Origin of the sequence: Allostigmatella hybrida (assembly GCF_020103775.1) — a bacterium.
Classification (GTDB): Bacteria; Myxococcota; Myxococcia; order Myxococcales; family Myxococcaceae; genus Hyalangium; species Hyalangium aurantiaca.
In genome coordinates, this window is record NZ_JAHXBH010000028.1 from 1 (window position 1) to 16,929 (window position 16,929).

The 16,929-nt window shown below is 65.1% G+C and carries 30 protein-coding genes; all 30 read left to right on the forward strand.

The window, feature by feature from the left end; all coding sequences use genetic code 11:
* A partial coding sequence (locus KY661_RS29905) for an EF-Tu C-terminal domain-related protein (protein WP_263437478.1) occupies positions 1-556 on the forward strand: 556 nt, incomplete at its 5' end.
* A 185-nt stretch (positions 557-741) separates the two neighbouring features.
* Entirely contained in the window at positions 742-1,050 is a 309-nt protein-coding gene (gene rpsJ / locus KY661_RS29910) for a 30S ribosomal protein S10 (protein WP_002614753.1), read from the forward strand.
* Between the two features lie 50 nt (positions 1,051-1,100).
* Positions 1,101-1,724: a 50S ribosomal protein L4 gene (rplD, locus tag KY661_RS29915; protein ID WP_075008652.1), complete on the forward strand. Its 624-nt coding sequence runs from the start codon at positions 1,101-1,103 to the stop codon at positions 1,722-1,724.
* A complete protein-coding gene (locus KY661_RS29920) occupies positions 1,721-2,020 on the forward strand; it encodes a 50S ribosomal protein L23 (protein ID WP_075008651.1) in 300 nt (99 codons plus the stop codon). Before rplD ends, KY661_RS29920 begins: the two co-directional genes overlap by 4 nt.
* Positions 2,021-2,046: 26 nt before the next feature.
* Positions 2,047-2,892 (forward strand): 50S ribosomal protein L2, encoded by an 846-nt coding sequence (gene rplB / locus KY661_RS29925; protein WP_075008650.1) that lies wholly within the window; start codon positions 2,047-2,049, stop codon positions 2,890-2,892.
* Between the two features lie 22 nt (positions 2,893-2,914).
* On the forward strand, positions 2,915-3,202 hold the full coding sequence (gene rpsS / locus KY661_RS29930; protein WP_002614770.1) for a 30S ribosomal protein S19: 288 nt from the start codon (positions 2,915-2,917) through the stop codon (positions 3,200-3,202).
* 14 nt (positions 3,203-3,216) lie between these two features.
* Positions 3,217-3,561, forward strand: a complete 345-nt coding sequence (gene rplV, locus KY661_RS29935) for a 50S ribosomal protein L22 (RefSeq protein WP_075008672.1) — start codon at positions 3,217-3,219, stop codon at positions 3,559-3,561.
* A gap of 37 nt (positions 3,562-3,598) precedes the next feature.
* Complete coding sequence (gene rpsC, locus KY661_RS29940; protein WP_075008649.1) at positions 3,599-4,261, forward strand: 30S ribosomal protein S3; 663 nt, start codon at positions 3,599-3,601, stop codon at positions 4,259-4,261.
* Positions 4,262-4,319: 58 nt separating this feature from the next.
* Positions 4,320-4,739 (forward strand): 50S ribosomal protein L16, encoded by a 420-nt coding sequence (gene rplP / locus KY661_RS29945; protein ID WP_002614778.1) that lies wholly within the window; start codon positions 4,320-4,322, stop codon positions 4,737-4,739.
* A 23-nt stretch (positions 4,740-4,762) separates the two neighbouring features.
* Positions 4,763-4,978 (forward strand): 50S ribosomal protein L29, encoded by a 216-nt coding sequence (gene rpmC / locus KY661_RS29950; protein ID WP_075008648.1) that lies wholly within the window; start codon positions 4,763-4,765, stop codon positions 4,976-4,978.
* Positions 4,979-5,050: 72 nt separating this feature from the next.
* On the forward strand, positions 5,051-5,368 hold the full coding sequence (gene rpsQ / locus KY661_RS29955; protein WP_075008647.1) for a 30S ribosomal protein S17: 318 nt from the start codon (positions 5,051-5,053) through the stop codon (positions 5,366-5,368).
* 106 nt (positions 5,369-5,474) lie between these two features.
* Positions 5,475-5,843, forward strand: a complete 369-nt coding sequence (rplN, locus tag KY661_RS29960) for a 50S ribosomal protein L14 (protein ID WP_002614807.1) — start codon at positions 5,475-5,477, stop codon at positions 5,841-5,843.
* 39 nt (positions 5,844-5,882) lie between these two features.
* A complete protein-coding gene (gene rplX, locus KY661_RS29965; protein ID WP_075008646.1) occupies positions 5,883-6,212 on the forward strand; it encodes a 50S ribosomal protein L24 in 330 nt (109 codons plus the stop codon).
* 172 nt (positions 6,213-6,384) lie between these two features.
* A complete protein-coding gene (rplE, locus tag KY661_RS29970) occupies positions 6,385-7,035 on the forward strand; it encodes a 50S ribosomal protein L5 (protein WP_075008645.1) in 651 nt (216 codons plus the stop codon).
* An 18-nt stretch (positions 7,036-7,053) separates the two neighbouring features.
* Positions 7,054-7,239, forward strand: coding sequence for a type Z 30S ribosomal protein S14 (locus KY661_RS29975; RefSeq protein ID WP_002614761.1), 186 nt, complete (start codon positions 7,054-7,056; stop codon positions 7,237-7,239).
* A gap of 169 nt (positions 7,240-7,408) precedes the next feature.
* On the forward strand, positions 7,409-7,810 hold the full coding sequence (gene rpsH, locus KY661_RS29980; protein WP_075008644.1) for a 30S ribosomal protein S8: 402 nt from the start codon (positions 7,409-7,411) through the stop codon (positions 7,808-7,810).
* A 64-nt stretch (positions 7,811-7,874) separates the two neighbouring features.
* Positions 7,875-8,441: a 50S ribosomal protein L6 gene (gene rplF, locus KY661_RS29985; protein ID WP_225413471.1), complete on the forward strand. Its 567-nt coding sequence runs from the start codon at positions 7,875-7,877 to the stop codon at positions 8,439-8,441.
* A gap of 105 nt (positions 8,442-8,546) precedes the next feature.
* Complete coding sequence (rplR, locus tag KY661_RS29990; RefSeq protein ID WP_075008642.1) at positions 8,547-8,900, forward strand: 50S ribosomal protein L18; 354 nt, start codon at positions 8,547-8,549, stop codon at positions 8,898-8,900.
* Between the two features lie 23 nt (positions 8,901-8,923).
* Positions 8,924-9,445 carry a 30S ribosomal protein S5 gene (gene rpsE, locus KY661_RS29995; protein WP_075008641.1) on the forward strand — a complete coding sequence of 174 codons (522 nt, stop codon included), beginning with the start codon at positions 8,924-8,926 and terminating at the stop codon, positions 9,443-9,445.
* 2 nt (positions 9,446-9,447) lie between these two features.
* A complete protein-coding gene (gene rpmD, locus KY661_RS30000; RefSeq protein WP_225413472.1) occupies positions 9,448-9,708 on the forward strand; it encodes a 50S ribosomal protein L30 in 261 nt (86 codons plus the stop codon).
* 54 nt (positions 9,709-9,762) lie between these two features.
* Entirely contained in the window at positions 9,763-10,293 is a 531-nt protein-coding gene (gene rplO, locus KY661_RS30005; RefSeq protein WP_225413473.1) for a 50S ribosomal protein L15, read from the forward strand.
* A gap of 127 nt (positions 10,294-10,420) precedes the next feature.
* Positions 10,421-11,767: a preprotein translocase subunit SecY gene (secY, locus tag KY661_RS30010; RefSeq protein ID WP_075008671.1), complete on the forward strand. Its 1,347-nt coding sequence runs from the start codon at positions 10,421-10,423 to the stop codon at positions 11,765-11,767.
* Positions 11,768-11,917: 150 nt separating this feature from the next.
* Complete coding sequence (locus KY661_RS30015) at positions 11,918-12,565, forward strand: adenylate kinase (protein WP_075008638.1); 648 nt, start codon at positions 11,918-11,920, stop codon at positions 12,563-12,565.
* 88 nt (positions 12,566-12,653) lie between these two features.
* Entirely contained in the window at positions 12,654-13,409 is a 756-nt protein-coding gene (gene map / locus KY661_RS30020) for a type I methionyl aminopeptidase (protein ID WP_225413474.1), read from the forward strand.
* A 151-nt stretch (positions 13,410-13,560) separates the two neighbouring features.
* A complete protein-coding gene (gene infA / locus KY661_RS30025) occupies positions 13,561-13,779 on the forward strand; it encodes a translation initiation factor IF-1 (RefSeq protein WP_002614803.1) in 219 nt (72 codons plus the stop codon).
* A gap of 75 nt (positions 13,780-13,854) precedes the next feature.
* Entirely contained in the window at positions 13,855-13,971 is a 117-nt protein-coding gene (gene rpmJ, locus KY661_RS30030) for a 50S ribosomal protein L36 (RefSeq protein ID WP_002614755.1), read from the forward strand.
* 48 nt (positions 13,972-14,019) lie between these two features.
* Positions 14,020-14,406, forward strand: coding sequence for a 30S ribosomal protein S13 (gene rpsM / locus KY661_RS30035; protein ID WP_075008636.1), 387 nt, complete (start codon positions 14,020-14,022; stop codon positions 14,404-14,406).
* Between the two features lie 71 nt (positions 14,407-14,477).
* Entirely contained in the window at positions 14,478-14,915 is a 438-nt protein-coding gene (rpsK, locus tag KY661_RS30040) for a 30S ribosomal protein S11 (RefSeq protein WP_075008635.1), read from the forward strand.
* Positions 14,916-14,975: 60 nt separating this feature from the next.
* Positions 14,976-15,602: a 30S ribosomal protein S4 gene (gene rpsD, locus KY661_RS30045; protein WP_075008634.1), complete on the forward strand. Its 627-nt coding sequence runs from the start codon at positions 14,976-14,978 to the stop codon at positions 15,600-15,602.
* A gap of 186 nt (positions 15,603-15,788) precedes the next feature.
* A complete protein-coding gene (locus KY661_RS30050; RefSeq protein ID WP_075008633.1) occupies positions 15,789-16,820 on the forward strand; it encodes a DNA-directed RNA polymerase subunit alpha in 1,032 nt (343 codons plus the stop codon).
* Positions 16,821-16,929: the final 109 nt, after the last annotated feature.

A 16,929-nucleotide genomic window follows, 5' to 3' on the forward strand; every position in this document is an offset into this window, starting at 1 on the left:
GTTCCTGATGCCGGTGGAAGACGTGTTCTCCATCGCCGGCCGTGGAACGGTGGCGACGGGCCGCGTGGAGCGCGGCATCATCAAGGTGGGCGAGGAAGTGGAGATCGTCGGCATCCGTGCGACGCAGAAGACGGTCATCACGGGCGTGGAGATGTTCCGCAAGCTGCTGGACGAGGGCCGGGCGGGAGACAACATCGGCGCGCTGCTGCGGGGTCTGAAGCGCGAGGACCTGGAGCGTGGGCAGGTGCTGGCCAAGCCGGGCAGCATTAATCCTCACACGAAGTTCAAGGCCCAGGTATACGTGCTGTCGAAGGAAGAGGGCGGGCGGCACACGCCGTTTTTCAAGGGTTACCGGCCGCAGTTCTACTTCCGGACGACGGACGTGACCGGAACGGTGAAGCTGCCGGACAACGTGGAGATGGTGATGCCGGGAGACAACATCGCCATCGAGGTGGAGCTCATTACTCCGGTTGCCATGGAGAAGGAGCTGCGCTTCGCCATCCGTGAGGGTGGCCGCACGGTGGGCGCCGGCGTCGTTGCCGACATCATCGCTTAGTTTTCGGGGGCTTTCCCGGCGTCGCTTGGAGGCGCCGCCGGGGAAGCAGCCGAATAGGGTTGCAACCACTGGGGTGAGGTGTTATACGCGCGCCCCTCGTCTGAAGCACGGCTCTGTGACATCCAGGGGACGTCAGTCGTAACCGCCCTCACGTAAGCAGGGGCCGTCAAAGAGGTCTTTTCGAAATGGCGACAACGAAGATCCGCATCCGGCTGAAGGCGTACGACTCGAAGCTCCTGGACCAGAGTGCTGGGGAGATTGTCGAGACGGCCAAGCGCACGGGCGCCAAGGTGGCTGGTCCAATCCCCCTGCCCACACGCATCAACAAGTTCACGGTTCTGCGGTCGCCGCACGTGGACAAGAAGAGCCGCGAGCAGTTCGAGATCCGCACGCACAAGCGTCTGCTCGATATCCTCGAGCCGACCCAGCAGACGCTGGATGCGCTGATGAAGCTGGATCTGTCTGCTGGCGTTGACGTCGAGATCAAGTCCTAGGAGCAGGGCAGGGTTGGTGCAGTTGCACTCCGACCCCCAAGGAAACTGTCATGGCGAAGTTCAAGGTAATCGACCTGGATGGCAAGCAGGTGTCGGAGATCGAGCTCTCCGACGAGGTGTTCGGCGCTGAGCCGAACCCCCACCTCCTGTACGAGGTGGCGAAGATGCAGCAGATCAACAAGCGCCGGGGCACGGTGGGTGTGAAGAACACCTCGCTCGTGAGCGGCGGCGGCAAGAAGCCCTGGAAGCAGAAGGGCACCGGCCGCGCTCGCCAGGGTTCCATCCGCGCCTCTCACTGGGTGGGCGGCGGTAAGGCGATGGCTCCCAAGGCCCGGGACTACTTCTACCGGCCGCCCCGCAAGGTTCGCCGTGGCGCGCTCCGCGCCGCGCTGTCCCAGCGGGCCCGGGAGAACGCCCTGTTCATCCTGGACGGCTTCAAGCTCGACGCCCCGAAGACCAAGCAGGCCTTCGATGTGCTGACCCGGCGCCTGAAGCTGGAGAACGCCCTGGTGGTGGACGAGAAGGGCAACAACCACCTTCACCGCAGCGTCCGCAACCTGGCCCGCTTCGACGTGCTGCCGCCCGAGGGCATCAACCTCGAGTCCGTGCTGCGCCACAAGCAGCTGGTGCTGACCTCGGCCGCCGCGAAGGCCATCCAGGAGGCCCTGTCATGAACCTGCACGACGTCATCAAGGGTCCGCTCATCACCGAGAAGCTGGACCAGGCCCGCGAGAAGTTCCGTCAGTACTCCTTCATCGTGGACAAGAAGGCCACGAAGATCGATGTGGCGCGTGCGGTGGAGAACCTCTTCAAGGTCTCCGTCGAGGGTGTTCGCACCAACATCGTCCGCGGCAAGACCAAGCGCGTGGGCCGCAGCATCGGCAAGCGCCCCAACTACAAGAAGGCCGTCGTCACCCTCAAGGCGGGCGACACTATCGAGCTCTTCGAGGGAGGGACGGTCGAGCCGTAACCGGCTGACCGTCTGAGGAGACCACCATGGGCATCAAGAAGTACAAGCCGACTTCCGCTGCTCGCCGCCTGATGACGGTGTCCGACTTCGCGGACATCACCAAGAGCACGCCCGAGAAGAAGCTGACCGCCCCGCTGAAGCGCTCGGGCGGCCGCAACGTTCACGGCCACATCACCCGCCGTCATCAGGGCGGTGGCCACAAGCGGCGCTACCGCATCATCGACTTCAAGCGCCTGGACAAGGACGGCGTGCCGGCCAAGGTCGTCGCGGTCGAGTACGACCCGAACCGCACCGCCAACATCGCGCTGCTGCACTACGCGGACGGCGAGAAGCGTTACATCCTGGCCCCCGTGGGCCTGGCGGTGGGGGACACCCTGTTCGCGGGTGCCAACGCCGACATCCGTCCGGGCAACTGCCTGCCGCTGCAGAACATCCCGGTGGGTACGGTCATCCACAACGTGGAGCTGAAGCCGGGCCGCGGTGGCCAGATCATCCGCTCGGCCGGCACCTCGGGCCAGCTGATGGCCAAGGAAGACCGCTACGCTCAGGTGCGTTTGCCTTCGGGCGCGGTGCGCAAGGTGCTCATCGAGTGCCGCGCCACCGTGGGCCAGATCGGCAATATCGAGCATGAGATCATCCGCATCGGTAAGGCGGGTAAGAGCCGCTGGCTGGGCATCCGGCCCACCGTCCGCGGTCTGGCGATGAACCCTGTGGACCACCCGCACGGCGGTGGTGAGGGTAAGTCCGGCCAGGGTAACCCGCACCCGGTGTCGCCGTGGGGCCAGAAGACCAAGGGTCTCACCACGCGCACCAACAAGCGGACCGACAAGTTCATCGTCAGCGGGCGCCGGCAGGGCGCGCGCAGCCAGTAGCCCGTAGACTAAGGATTTCGACATGGCTCGTTCGATTAAGAAGGGACCGTTCGTCGATGATCACCTCCTGAAGAAGGTGGAGGACATGATCAAGACGAACCAGAAGAAGGTCGTGAAGACCTGGTCGCGCCGCTCCACCATCCTGCCCGAGTTCGTGGGGCACACCTTCGCGGTGCACAATGGGAAGAAGTTCATCCCGGTGTTCGTGACGGAGAACATGGTGGGTCACAAGCTCGGCGAGTTCGCGCCGACGCGCACCTTCGGTGGCCACTCGGCGGAGAAGAAGGTCGCCAAGGCGCCCGGGAAGTAACGGAGACGATGACGATGGATTCCACTGCACACCTGCGGCACGTCCGCATGTCTCCCCGCAAGCTCTCGCTCGTGGCGGCGCTCGTCCGCGGCAAGTCGGTCGAGGCGGCGCTCCACATCCTGAAGTTCACCCCCCGCGCGGCCTCGGCCCCGGTGGCCAAGCTCATCAAGAGCGCCGTGGCCAACGCGACCGACAAGTCCAAGGGCCAGGTCGACGTGGACACGCTCTACGTGAAGACCATCTCCGTGGACCAGGGGCCCACCCAGCGCCGGTTCATGCCGCGCGCCATGGGCCGCGCGACTCCCATCCACAAGAAGAGCAGCCACGTTCACGTGGTGCTCTCCGAGGCCAAGAAGTAGCCCTCCGGGCCCCACTCGATTTCGAAGGAGAAGCACGTTGGGACAGAAAGTTCATCCGATCGGGTTCCGCCTCGGGGTCATCAAGACCTGGGACTCCAAGTGGTTCGAGCACAAGAACTACGCCCAGTGGCTCCATGAGGACATCCGCATCCGCGAGTTCGTGAAGAAGTCGCTGAACCACGCGGGCGTCTCCAAGGTGGAGATCGAGCGGGCGGCGAACAAGGTGAAGGTCAACGTGCACACCGCGCGGCCGGGGATTGTCATCGGCAAGCGGGGTGCCGGCATCGAGACGGTGAAGAAGGACCTGCAGCAGTTCACCAAGAACGAGGTCTTCCTCAACATCGTCGAGGTCCGCAAGGCCGAGACCGACGCGCAGCTGGTGGCCGAGAACATCGCCACCCAGCTCGAGCGCCGCATCGCCTTCCGCCGCGCCATGAAGAAGGCCCTGCAGACGGCGATGAAGTTCGGCGCCAAGGGCATCCGCGTGGCCTGCTCCGGCCGTCTCGGTGGCGCCGAGATGGCGCGGTACGAGTGGTACCGCGAGGGCCGCGTGCCCCTGCACACCCTGCGTGCCGACATCGACTACGGCTTCGCCGAGGCCAAGACGACCTACGGCAAGATTGGCTGCAAGGTCTGGATCTGCCGCGGAGAGGTCCTCCCGGGCAAGGGCAACCAGGCCCCTCTGCCCCCCACCCGCTAGCTTTGAGCTCCCCGGGGCACCCATAGGGTGCCCCGCCTGGGACTGAAGGACACCAACGATGCTCCAGCCTGCTCGTACGAAGTACCGCAAGATGCACAAGGGCCGCATGCACGGCCAGGCCCACCGTGGCAGCGACCTCACCTATGGTGAGTTCGGCCTGGTGACCCTGCAGCCGGGGTGGATCACCTCCCGGCAGATCGAAGCGGCCCGTATCGCGATGACCCGCCACGTGAAGCGCGGCGGCAAGATCTGGATCAGGATCTTCCCGGACAAGCCCATCACGAAGAAGCCTGCCGAGACCCGTATGGGTACCGGTAAGGGAGGCGTGGAGTACTACGTGGCGGTGGTGAAGCCCGGCCGCGTGCTCTACGAGATGGAGGGCATGACGCCCGAGGTGGCCACCGGCGCGCTGAAGCTGGCGCAGGCCAAGCTGCCCGTCCTCACCAAGATCGTGACCCGCAGCGAGCTGTCGCTCTAGGCTGCCGCGCGAGGAGACCTGAGATGGCGACTGCGAAAGAGTTGAAGGAGTTGTCGGCGGAGGACCTGAAGAAGCGCGCGGACGAACTGCGCGGCACGCTCTTCCAGGACCGGCTGAGCATGCGGACGGGCAATCTGGACAGCCCCGAGAAGCGTACTGAGCACCGCCGTGACCTGGCCCGCATCCTGACCGTCCTGGGTGAGAAGACCCGGGCCGAGAAGGCGGCCAAAAAGGCTTGACGGCGTGTCCCTGCGGGGACCTGGCCGTCACCGGGACGTCCCGGGGACACTGATTGACAGGCGAGATTCACGATGGCTGAAGCGACCCAGACCACCTCCGCTCCCGCGACCTCCACCCGTGGCCGTCCCAAGACGCGCGTGGGGATCGTCACCTCGAACAAGATGCAGAAGACGGTGGTTGTCACCGTCCAGCGCCGCGCCGCTCACCCGAAGTACGGGAAGATCATGAGCATGCGCGAGAAGTACAAGGCGCACGTCGAGGACCACGACTACCCGAAGAAGATCACCATCAACGAGGGCGACCGCGTGCGCATCGCCGAGACCCGGCCTGCCTCGAAGGACAAGCGGTGGCGGGTGGTTGAGGTGATCGAGAAGAGCAAGAACGTCTGAGCCACGTGTAAGCCCGCGGTGCCTTGGGGCGCCCGGGCGGCTCGAGCCGCGCGGCCCCGTCCTCAGCGGAGGGGGCTTGCCGTAGGATCCTAGAGGAGACTTCCAGATGATTCAGATGACGAGCGTGCTCGACGTGGCCGACAACTCGGGCGCCAAGAAGGTGTTCTGCATCAAGGTGCTCGGTGGCTCGAAGCGCAAGTATGCGTCGATCGGCGACGTGATCGTCGTGTCGATTCGCGAGGCCTTGCCGAACTCCAAGGTGAAGAAGGGTGACGTGGCCAAGGCCGTCATCGTGCGCACCAAGCACGAGGTGGGCCGTCCCGACGGCAGCTACATCAAGTTCGACGGCAACTCTGCGGTCCTCATCAACAAGGACCTGGAGCCCATCGGGACGCGCATCTTCGGGCCGGTGGCCCGTGAGCTCCGCGCCCGCAAGTTCATGAAGATCATCTCGCTCGCGCCGGAAGTCCTCTAAGGACGTCCGGCCCGCCGGTGAGCAGCCAGAGAGGAAGCCATGCAGAAGCTGAAAGTGGGAGACACCGTGCAGGTCATCTCGGGCAAGGAGCGCTCCGAGAAGACACCGGCGAGCAAGCGCGGCAAGGTGCTGACGATTGACCGCGACGCCGGCCGCGTGACGGTGGAGGGACTTCGCACCGTCAAGCGTCACCTTCGCAAGACCGCTCAGAGCCCCGAGGGGGGCATTGTCGAGAAGCCGGGCACCATCGCGCTGTCGGATGTCCAGGTGGTGTGCACCAAGTGCGACAAGCCGACGCGGGTGGGCATCAAGGCCGAGGGCGACGCGAAGAAGCGGTTCTGCAAGAACTGCGACGCCCTCATTGACTAGGAAGCCGGGTTCGGGCATGTATGCGCGCCCTTTGGCCCCTAGGCCAGAGGCGGGCAGGCAAGCCTTTTAGAGGGTCCGAAGTTCCGGGGCCCTCTCCGTGTTTTTACGATTCCAGAGGTACTGATCGGATTCGCTGGGTACAGGACGGCGCTCCGAAGCAGAGGACTGACAGATGGCTGACGAGAAGAAGCCCGAGCAGAAGAAGGAAAAGAAGGGCCGCAAGAAGGAAGACGTCAAGAAGGCTGGCTATGCGGCCACCATCGAGGAAGGGCTCGAGGCGAAGCCTGCCCGGATGAAGCTGCGCTTCCGCAAGGAAGGCGTGCCCGCCCTGATGAAGGAGCTGAACCTGAAGAACCCCCTCCAGGTTCCGCGGCTCGAGAAGATCGTCGTCAACATGGGTCTTGGCGAGGCGCTCGCCAACAACAAGATCCTGGAGTCGGCCGTCGACCAGTTGGGTGCCATCACCGGCCAGAAGCCCGTGGTGACGCGCGCCCGCAAGTCGATCGCGAACTTCAAGCTGCGCCAGGGCCAGGCCATCGGCTGCGCCGTCACGCTGCGCGGCGACCGCATGTACGAGTTCCTGGACCGCCTCATCTCCGTGGCGCTGCCGCGCGTGCGTGACTTCAAGGGCGTGTCCCCCAAGGCGTTCGACGGGAAGGGCAACTACACGCTCGGTGTGCGCGAGCAGATCATCTTCCCGGAAATCAACTACGACCAGATCGAGAAGGTGAAGGGGCTCAACATCAGCTTCGTCACCACCGCCCAGAACGACGAGCAGGGGCTGGCGCTGATGCGTCACTTCGGCATGCCGTTCCGCCAGTAATCCAAGGATTCAAGCTCCATGGCCAAGCTCTCCAAAATCGCCCAGGCGAAGCGCAAGCCGAAGTTCTCGGTGCGCAAGTACAACCGCTGCCCGCTGTGCGGCCGTCCGCGCGCGTTCCTGCGGAAGTTCCAGATGTGCCGTATCTGCCTGCGCCTGCGCGCGCTGCGCGGTGAAATCACCGGCGTGACCAAGTCGTCCTGGTAGCCGGTCCCCGGGCGCCCGGCCCCTGAGAAGGGGAGGGCGTCCTGGTGCCCCCGGGGCACCGAAGTGGTGAAGCAGTCTCGAGCGCGGCGAACCCCCGGGATGGGCCCGGCAGGCGCGGCGGTCGGAAATCGCAGAGGGACTCGGACCCTCTGCCTGGAAGGTATCACCCATGTCGGTCATCAACGATCCCGTCGGCGATATGCTGACCCGCCTGCGCAACGCCTCGCGTGCGCGGCACGACAAGGTCGTCATTCCCCACTCGAAGCTCAAGGTCGAGATCATCCGCGTCCTGAAGGACGAGGGGTACATCGGGGAGTACACTGTTCACGAGCGCCAGCCCCAGAGCGAGATCAGCGTTCAGCTGAAGTACGGCCCGGACCGGAGCTCGGCCATCACCGGCATCAAGCGCATTTCCAAGCCGGGCCTGCGCCGGTATGTTCCGGTGCGTGACATCCGCCCCGTGCTGGGCGGCCTGGGAATCTCCGTGCTGTCCACCTCCAAGGGGATCCTGTCGGACAGCGAGGCGCGGAAGCAGAACATCGGCGGCGAGATTCTCTGCACCGTTTACTAGCCAGCCGCTTGGTGCTGCGGCCCCTGAGAAGGGGCGCGCTCCGGGCAGACCGTATGAGGCAATCATGAGTCGGATTGGAAAACTGCCGATCAAGCTGGGCGACAAGACGAAGGCCATCGTCGCCGGCCAGAAGGTCAACTTCGAGGGCCCCAAGGGCAAGCTCTCCGTCGATCTCCCCGCCAAGGTGAAGGTGGAGGTGAAGGACGGACAGGTGAACGTGCTGCGCGAGGATGACTCGCGTGAGGCGCGCAGCCTGCACGGCCTGGCGCGCACCATCTTGGCCAACGCGGCCAAGGGCGTGAGCACGGGCTTCGAGCGCCGCCTGGACATCCGCGGCGTCGGTTTCCGCGCCGAGGTCAAGGGCAAGAGCATCCAGATGGCCCTGGGTTACTCGCACCCGGTGGTGTTCAACCTGCCCGAGGGCGTGACGGCCGAGGTGGACAAGGCCCCCCGCACCGAGGACAGCTTGCCCACGCTGGGGCTGACCCTTCGCTCCGCGGACAAGGAGGCCCTGGGGGCCGCCGCTGTGAAGATCCGCGCGCTGCGCCCGCCCGAGCCGTACAAGGGCAAGGGCATCAAGTACGCGGAGGAGAAGATTCGCCGTAAGGAGGGCAAGACCGGTACGACCTAACGGTCGTCCGTGCCCTGAACATTCAACCCCGCGGGCCCGGACAAGGGCCCGCGCTCATCCGGTGGTGGAAGGCCGCATCACCGCCGGACGGAAAAGGAACCAGCCATGGCCGTTGTGGAAGCCCGTATCAAGAGGAAGAACCGCATTCGCAAGAAGCTCTCGGGGAGCACCGAGCGCCCGCGGCTCACGGTCTACAAGAGCTTGAAGCACATCTACGCGCAGGTGGTGGACGACTCCACCGGCAAGACGCTGGCGTACGCTTCGTCCCTGTCCAAGGAGCTGAAGGGGCAGGACGAGGGCGACAAGAAGGACGACGCCAAGCGCGTGGGCAAGCTCATCGCTGAGAAGTGCAAGGCTGCCAATGTGGAGGCGGTGGTGTTCGACCGCAATGGCTTTCCTTACCATGGGCGCATTGCCGCCGTGGCTGACGCCGCCCGCGAGGCCGGGCTGAAGTTCTAAGCATTCGAAAGGAAGCTCTCCAAGTGGCAACTCCGATCAATCCGAACGATCTGGACCTCACCGACCGCGTGGTGAACATCAACCGCGTGGCCAAGGTGGTGAAGGGCGGCCGCCGTTTCTCGTTCGCCGCGCTGGTGGTGGTGGGCGATGGCAACGGCCACGTCGGCGTCGGCCTGGGCAAGGCCAACGAGGTCCCCGAGGCCATCCGTAAGGGTGGCGAGAACGCGAAGAAGAACCTGTTCCGCGTGCCGCTGATGGGTCACACCATCCCGCACGAGGTGCTCGGTCACTTCGGTGCTGGCTGGGTGTTGCTCAAGCCGGCCACCCAGGGTACGGGCGTCATCGCTGGTGGTGCGGTGCGTGCGGTTCTTGAGGCGGCGGGCATCCGCAACATCCTGACGAAGAGCCAGGGGTCGCGGAATCCGCACAACGTGCTGAAGGCCACGGTGGCGGGCCTGAAGCTGCTGCGCTCGGCCGAGCAGGTGTCCCGGCTGCGTGGCAAGGACGTCGAGGCGGGCAAGCTCGCCGGTGAGGCGCGAGGCTAGTCATGGCGATCAAGGTTAAGCTCATGAAGAGCTTCTCGGGTTCCTCCGAGGAAATCCTCTCTTCCATCCGCGGCCTGGGCCTGAAGAAGTTCGGGGACGAGCGGATTCTGAAGGACACGCCGTCGATTCGCGGCATCGTGTTCAAGGTGAAGCACCTGGTCTCCAGCGAGAAGGTGAGCCAGGAGGCCCCCGCGCCCAAGCGCCGCAAGCCCAGGAAGATCGCTATCCGGGATCGGGCCCGCGCCAAAGCAGCCAAGGGCTAGGACCCACTTCCGCGGTGGCCCTTTCGGGGAGTCCGCCGCGCACGAGGATTGAAGATGTCGACGACTCTCAACAACCTGAAGCGGCCTCACAACTCCTGGCACCGCAAGAAGCGGGTGGGCCGTGGCCAGGGCAGCGGTCTGGGCAAGACGGCCGGCCGCGGTGGCAAGGGCCAGAAGGCCCGTTCTGGTAACATGCGCTTCGAGGGCTTCGAGGGCGGCCAGAGCCCGCTGCAGCGCCGCCTGCCGAAGTTCGGCTTCACCTCGCCGAACCGCGTCATCTACGCGGTGGTGAACCTGTCGGACCTGGAGAACCAGTTCGACGCGGGCGCCACGGTGGACGAGGCCGCGCTCAAGAGCGCGGGCCTGGTCAAGGGCCGCTACGACGGCGTGAAGGTGCTGGGGCAGGGCGAGCTGTCCAAGAAGCTGACGGTGAAGGCGCACAAGCTTTCGGCCAAGGCTCAGGAAGCCATCCAGAAGGCGGGCGGGGCGGTCGAGCTCATTCCGCTGGTGGCGCACAAGCCGGAGTCCGCGTCCAAGGCCCACGCGGGCAAGGGCGTGAAGGCCCCTCGGCAGCCAAAGGCTTGAGCGTGTTAGGCGCGCATCACTTGCGAGTGGTGCGCGCCTTTTCGCTTGTGTAGGCTCTCGCGCCCCTCTCCGTTCTGGACAGGGGCGCTTGTTCTGTCAGCACTTTTTCGAAGGGGATGGCTCCCACGTGGCTCTGAATGCCTTCGCCAACGTCTTCCGAATCGCTGAGCTGCGAAGTCGGCTCGCGTACACGCTGGTGCTGCTTGCGGTCTACCGCATCGGCATCTTCATCAGCACGCCCGGCGTCGACCGCGCGGCGATGAACGCGTTCATGGACGCCCAGAAGCAATCGGGCGGCCTGGTCTCGCTGTTCAACCTCTTCTCGGGAGGGGCCCTGGAGCAGATGTCCATCTTCGGCCTGGGCATCATGCCGTACGTGTCCGCCTCCATCATCATGCAGCTCCTGGCGGTGGTGGTGCCCAGCTTGGAGCGCCTCCAGAAGGAGGGCGCTTCGGGTCGGCAGAAGATCAACCAGTACACCCGCTACGGCTCCATCGTGCTGTCCATCATCCAGGGCATCAGCATCTCCCGGTGGCTGGCGTCGCTGGGCCGCAGCGATGCGGGACAGAGCGGCTTCAGCCAGATCGTCGTGCCGGATGACAGCGCCTGGTTCACCTTCATGACGGTCATCAGCCTGACGGCAGGCACGGCCTTCATCATGTGGCTGGGCGAGCGCATCACCGAGCGCGGCATCGGCAACGGCATCTCGCTCATCATCTTCGCGGGCATCGTGGCGGGCCTGCTTCCCAGCGCCAAGACGCTGCTGGACATGACGGCGCAGGGGGCCATCGAGGCCGCGGCGCTGGTGGGCCTGGCGGTCTTCATGCTCTTCATCATCGCGGTGGTGGTGTACGTGGAGCGCGGCATGCGGCGCATCCCCGTGCAGTACGCCAAGCGCATGGCGGGGCGGCGGATGTTCGCGGGCCAGGCCACCTACTTCCCGATGAAGGTGAACACCTCGGGCGTGATTCCCCCCATCTTCGCCGGTGCGCTGCTGTCCTTCCCGGCGACCCTGGGCACCTGGTTCCCGTTCCTGCAGACGTTCCGGCAAGGGCTGGAGGGAAACCCCTGGCTGTACAACGGCCTGTTCGTGATGCTGGTCATCTTCTTCGCCTACTTCTACACGGCGCTGACGTTCCGGCCGGATGACGTGGCCGACAACATCAAGAAGCAGGGGGGCTACATCCCCGGCATCCGCCCGGGCCGCCAGACCGCTGACTTCATCGAGCGGGTGCTCAACCGCATCACCTTCGGTGGGGCCATCTACCTGGCGACCATCTGCGTCATCCCGACCATCTTGACCCAGTGGCTCCAGGTGCCCTTCGCCTTCGGTGGCACCGCACTGCTCATCGTGGTGGGCGTGGCGCTGGACACGGTTCAGCAGATCGAGGGCCACCTCATCAGCCGGAACTACGAGGGCTTCGCGGGTCCCCGTGGTCCGCGTATCCGCGGCCGGGTGCGGGTGGCGGCCTAACCGAGGCCGGATTTGTGTGGGCGCCTCTTCCCAAAGACGCGGGAAGGGGCGCCTTGCCGTTCAGGGGTAGTCATTTGTGCATGGGGAATGCTTTCGGGGGTTCAGCGCGGAGGATTTCCGTGCGTTCTTTCGAGGGAGTGAGAGGAGCACATGAACCTGATCCTGTTGGGCCCGCCGAACGCGGGTAAGGGCACCCAGGCCAAGAAGCTGTATGCGGACTTCCAGATTCCGCAGATCTCCACGGGCGACATCCTGCGCAAGGCGGTGAAGGATGGCACCGAGCTCGGGAAGATCGCGGGTCCGCTCATGGCCGCGGGGTCCTACGTGCCCGATGACATCGTCATCGGCATTGTCGAGGAGCGGCTGAAGCAGGCCGACTGCGCCAGCGGCTACGTGCTGGATGGCTTTCCGCGCACCATTCCCCAGGCCGAGGCGCTGGACCGGATGCTGGAGAAGAACGGCAAGAAGCTGGATGCCGTCGTGTCGCTCGAGGTGCCGCACGCCAAGCTGATCGAGCGCGGCTCCGGGCGGCGCTCCTGCCCGGTGGACGGCAGCGTGTACCACGTCTACCAGAACCCTCCGAAGCGGGCAGGGTACTGCGACAAGTGCAACACGGGCCTGATCCAGCGCGACGATGACCATCCGGAGGTCATCGAGAAGCGGCTGCAGAAGTACGACGCCGAGACCTCCCCGCTGAAGGCGTTCTACGCGAAGAAGGGCATCCTCAAGAGCATCGATGGCGTCGGGACGCCCGAGGGAATCTACGCGGAGCTCCGGGCCATCGTCGCCCCTGCCTGACCGGAGGCCGGGCGGACGGGCCGGAGCCGCCTGCCAGGTGGCTCCCGGCCCCTTATAGCTTCTGCCAAGTGCACCGGGGCCCGAACGCATGAGCATCGAACTCAAGAGCCAGGATGAGATCGCCCTCATGCGGGACGCGGGCCGCATCGTGTGCGAGATCCTCGATGAGCTCGAGAAGGCCGTGGCCCCCGGGGTGACGACCTGGGAGCTGGATGCCCTGGCCGAGAAGCTCATCTACAAGAAGGGGGCAAAGCCTGCTTTCAAGGGATACCGGGGATTTCCTTGCTGCCTGTGCGCCTCGGTGAACCATGAGGTGGTCCACGGCATCCCCTCGAAGCGGCGGAAGTTGGCGCCCGGGGACTTGATGAAGCTGGACTTCGGGGTGGTCTACCGCGGGTTCTATGGAGACTCCGCCCGCACGGTTCCGGTGGGGAAGGTGAGCCCCGAGGCCGAGGGCCTGGTGAAAGCCACCCGTGAGGCCCTGAACAAAGCCATCGCGGTCATGGTGCCGGGCAATCGCATGGGCGACATCGGCCACGCGGTGCAGAGCCACGTGGAGGTGCGCGGTTATTCCGTGGTGCGCACGTTGTCCGGTCATGGCATCGGCCGCAAGCTCCACGAGCAGCCGGAAGTGCCCAACTACGGACAGCAGGGGTCCGGAATGAAACTGCGGCCCGGGATGGTCTTGGCGGTGGAGCCCATGGTCAACCTGGGGACTTCGGAAGTGGAAGTACTCGAGGACGATTGGACGGAGGTGACGCTTGATCGCAAGCTCTCCGCCCACTTCGAGCACACCATCGCGATCACGGAGGCAGGGCCGGAAGTCCTCACCCGGCGAAGCTGAAAGGGCTCGACGCTGGGTGAAATATGTTGTGAAGTCGAGGGGTTGGTAAAGGTTCAGAATTTCAGCGCGCTGGGTGCTTGCCACTTCGGGACCAAAGTGTTATCCCGCCGCGCTTCCTAGGGTTCGTGCTGGTCCGGAAGAGGGTTTCTGATTGCCGAAGGATGATTCCATCGAAGTCGAGGGGACCGTAATGGAGCCCCTGCCCAACGCGATGTTCCGCGTGGTGCTGGACAATGGCCACAAGGTGCTCGCGCACATCTCCGGAAAGATGCGGATGCACTTCATCCGCATCCTGCCGGGGGACAAGGTCAAGGTCGAACTGTCGCCCTACGACTTGACCCGAGGCCGGATCACGTACCGGGCGAAGTAACACTGGAGTCCCGCCCCACAGGGGTGGGACTCCCCCTGAAGAGCTTCTCTTTTCTCGAAAGAAGGATGTAGCGCCATGAAGGTTCGGGCGTCCGTCAAGAAGATTTGCGACAAGTGCAAGGTGATTCGCCGTAAGGGAATCGTGCGCGTCATCTGCGCTTCCAACCCCCGGCACAAGCAGCGCCAGGGCTAACGGCTCGGCCGTTGGCTCCAGACCAACTCCACTCAGAAGGAACGAACGATGGCTCGTATCGCCGGTGTCGATCTGCCGCCCGCCAAGCGCGCGGTGATTTCGCTCCAGTACATCTACGGGATCGGCAACAAGACCGCCCACGAGATCTGCGCCTCCGCGGGCATTGATCTCACCACCCGGACCAAGGATCTCACGGACGACCAAGCCCGGAAGATCCGCGACTACATTGAGGCCAACCTCAAGGTCGAGGGTGATCTCCGGCGCGAAGTGACGATGAACATCAAGCGGCTGATGGACCTGGGCTGCTACCGTGGCCTGCGTCACCGCAAGGGCCTGCCCGTTCGCGGCCAGCGCACCCACACCAACTCGCGCACCCGCAAGGGCCCCAAGCGCGGCATCGTTCGGGCCAAGCCGGCTGCTCCGGCGGGCCGCTAATCCGTTCCCACCTGCGCCGTTCCGTTTGCGGAGCGGCGTCGATCATCTACTGCTGAGGAGCAGCGACTCTCATGGCTGAAGAAGTCAACACCTCTGCTGCCCCCGCCACCGAAGGTGGCGAGACCGCTGCGGCGAAGAAGGCCAAGCGCAAGGGCAAGAAGAACATTCTCAACGGCGTGGTCCACATCCAGTCCACGTTCAACAACACCATCATCACCATCACGGACGTGTCCGGGAACGTCATCTCCTGGTCCTCCGCGGGCGCGCGTGGCTTCAAGGGAAGCCGCAAGTCGACGCCGTTCGCCGCGCAGGTGGCGGCGGGCGATGCGGCCGCCAAGGCCATGGAGCACGGCCTGAAGAACGTGACGGTGCTGGTGAAGGGTCCGGGCGCCGGGCGCGAGTCCGCGCTGCGCGCGCTGGCCGCCGCGGGGCTGAAGATCAGCCTCATCCGCGACGTGACGCCCATTCCCCACAACGGCTGCCGTCAGCCCAAGCGCCGCCGCGTCTAAACCCCATCCGGGCCGCGCCCATTGGGGCGGCCTCAGACCACCTCTCCAAGGAGAAGTTCCGTGGCCCGTTACACCGCGAGCGCCTGCCGCATCTGCCGGCGCGAGAACCTCAAGATGTACCTGAAGGGCGACCGCTGCTACACCGACAAGTGTGCGATCGAGCGGCGTCCGTATCCCCCCGGCCAGCACGGCCAGGGCCGGGTGAAGTTCTCCGGCTACGGCGTGCAGCTGCGCGAGAAGCAGAAGGTCAAGCGCATGTACGGCCTGCTGGAGAGCCAGTTCCGGGGCTACTACCACCGCGCCTCCGCGGCCAAGGGCAAGACGGGTGAGAACCTGCTGCAGCAGCTGGAGCTGCGCCTGGACAACGTGGTGTTCCGCATGGGTTTCGCGGACACCCGGAACGAGGCCCGTCAGCTGGTGCGCCACGGCCACTTCTCCGTCAACGGCAAGAAGGTGAACATCCCTTCGTTCGCCGTGAAGCCGGGCAGCACGGTGGAAGTCGTCGAGAAGAGCCGCAAGGTGCTCCGCATCTCCGAGGCGCTGGAGACGGTGGATCGCCGGGGTGTTCCGCAGTGGATCGACCTGGACAAGAAGTCCTTCAAGGGCACGGTGAGGACCGTCCCCAACCGCGAGGACCTGACCATGCCAATCCAGGAGCAGCTCATCGTGGAGCTCTACTCCAAGTAGTGACCAGGGCCCTTCGGGGCCCGTTTTTATGGCTCACGCGCCCTGGCGGTCTCCGCCGGGGCGTCGTGCTTCTGTCCGGCCCTGCTTTTCGTGGGCTGGCGTTCTGGCAGTAACCCCCCGCGTGCCCATCCTCCCGCCTCACCGGCGGGGATGTGGGTGGTGGCGCACGCTTCGAGGAGCAGCAACATGGCTGACACGTTCATTGCGAAGAACTGGCGTGACCTCATCAAGCCGCGCCGGCTGGAAGTGGATCAGGACTCGCTGACCACCACGTACGGGAAGTTCGTGGCGGAGCCCCTGGAGCGCGGTTTCGGCACCACGCTGGGCAACTCGCTGCGCCGGGTGCTCCTGTCCTCCCTGCAGGGCTCGGCCATCATCTCGGTGAAGATGGAGAATGTGGACCACGAGTTCACCACGCTCCCCGAGGTGGCCGAGGACGTCACCGACATCGTGCTGAACCTGAAGGAAGTCCTCCTTCGGATGCACACGAACGAGACGAAGACGCTGCGCATCGAGGCGGAAGGGCCCAAGGAGATCAAGGCCGGTGACATCATCGCCGACCAGGACGTGGAGATCCTCAACCCTGGCCACCACATCTGCACGGTGTCCGAGGGTGGCAAGGTGCGCATGGAGCTCTCGTGCCGCCGCGGCCGTGGCTACGTGCCGGCCTCCGTCAACAAGGTGGCGGGCGCCCCCATCGGCACCATCCCCATCGACTCGCTCTTCGCGCCCATCCGCAAGGTGAACTACCAGGTCACCAACGCCCGCGTGGGCCAGGTCACCGATTACGACAAGCTGACGCTCGAGGTGTGGACCGACGGTTCCGTCACCCCGCAGGACGCGGTGGCGTACGCGGCGAAGATCATCAAGGAGCAGCTCACGGTCTTCGTGAACTTCGACGAGACCGAGGAGCCCGTGGTGGCCGAGGCCCCGAAGGAGGAGGCCAAGCTCAACGAGAACCTGTTCCGCTCGGTGGATGAGCTGGAGCTCTCGGTGCGCTCCGCCAACTGCCTGCAGCAGGCCAACATCAAGAGCATCGGTGACCTGGTGCAGCGCACCGAGGCCGAGATGCTCAAGACGAAGAACTTCGGCCGCAAGTCGCTCAAGGAGATCAAGGAGATCCTCGCGGAGATGGGTCTGTCCCTGGGCATGAAGCTGGAGAACTGGCCGCCGAAGACGCCTCCGGCCGCCGCCCCGAGCGCGCAGCCCAAGGCCTAGTCTTTCCCGTGGTTCCGCTGTACCTCGCCCTTCGCCGCGGCACGGCTTCACGCGGCGCGGGGTGAGGGGGCCCTTGAGGCCCATTGGCAATGGCAGCCCCGTGCCGGGC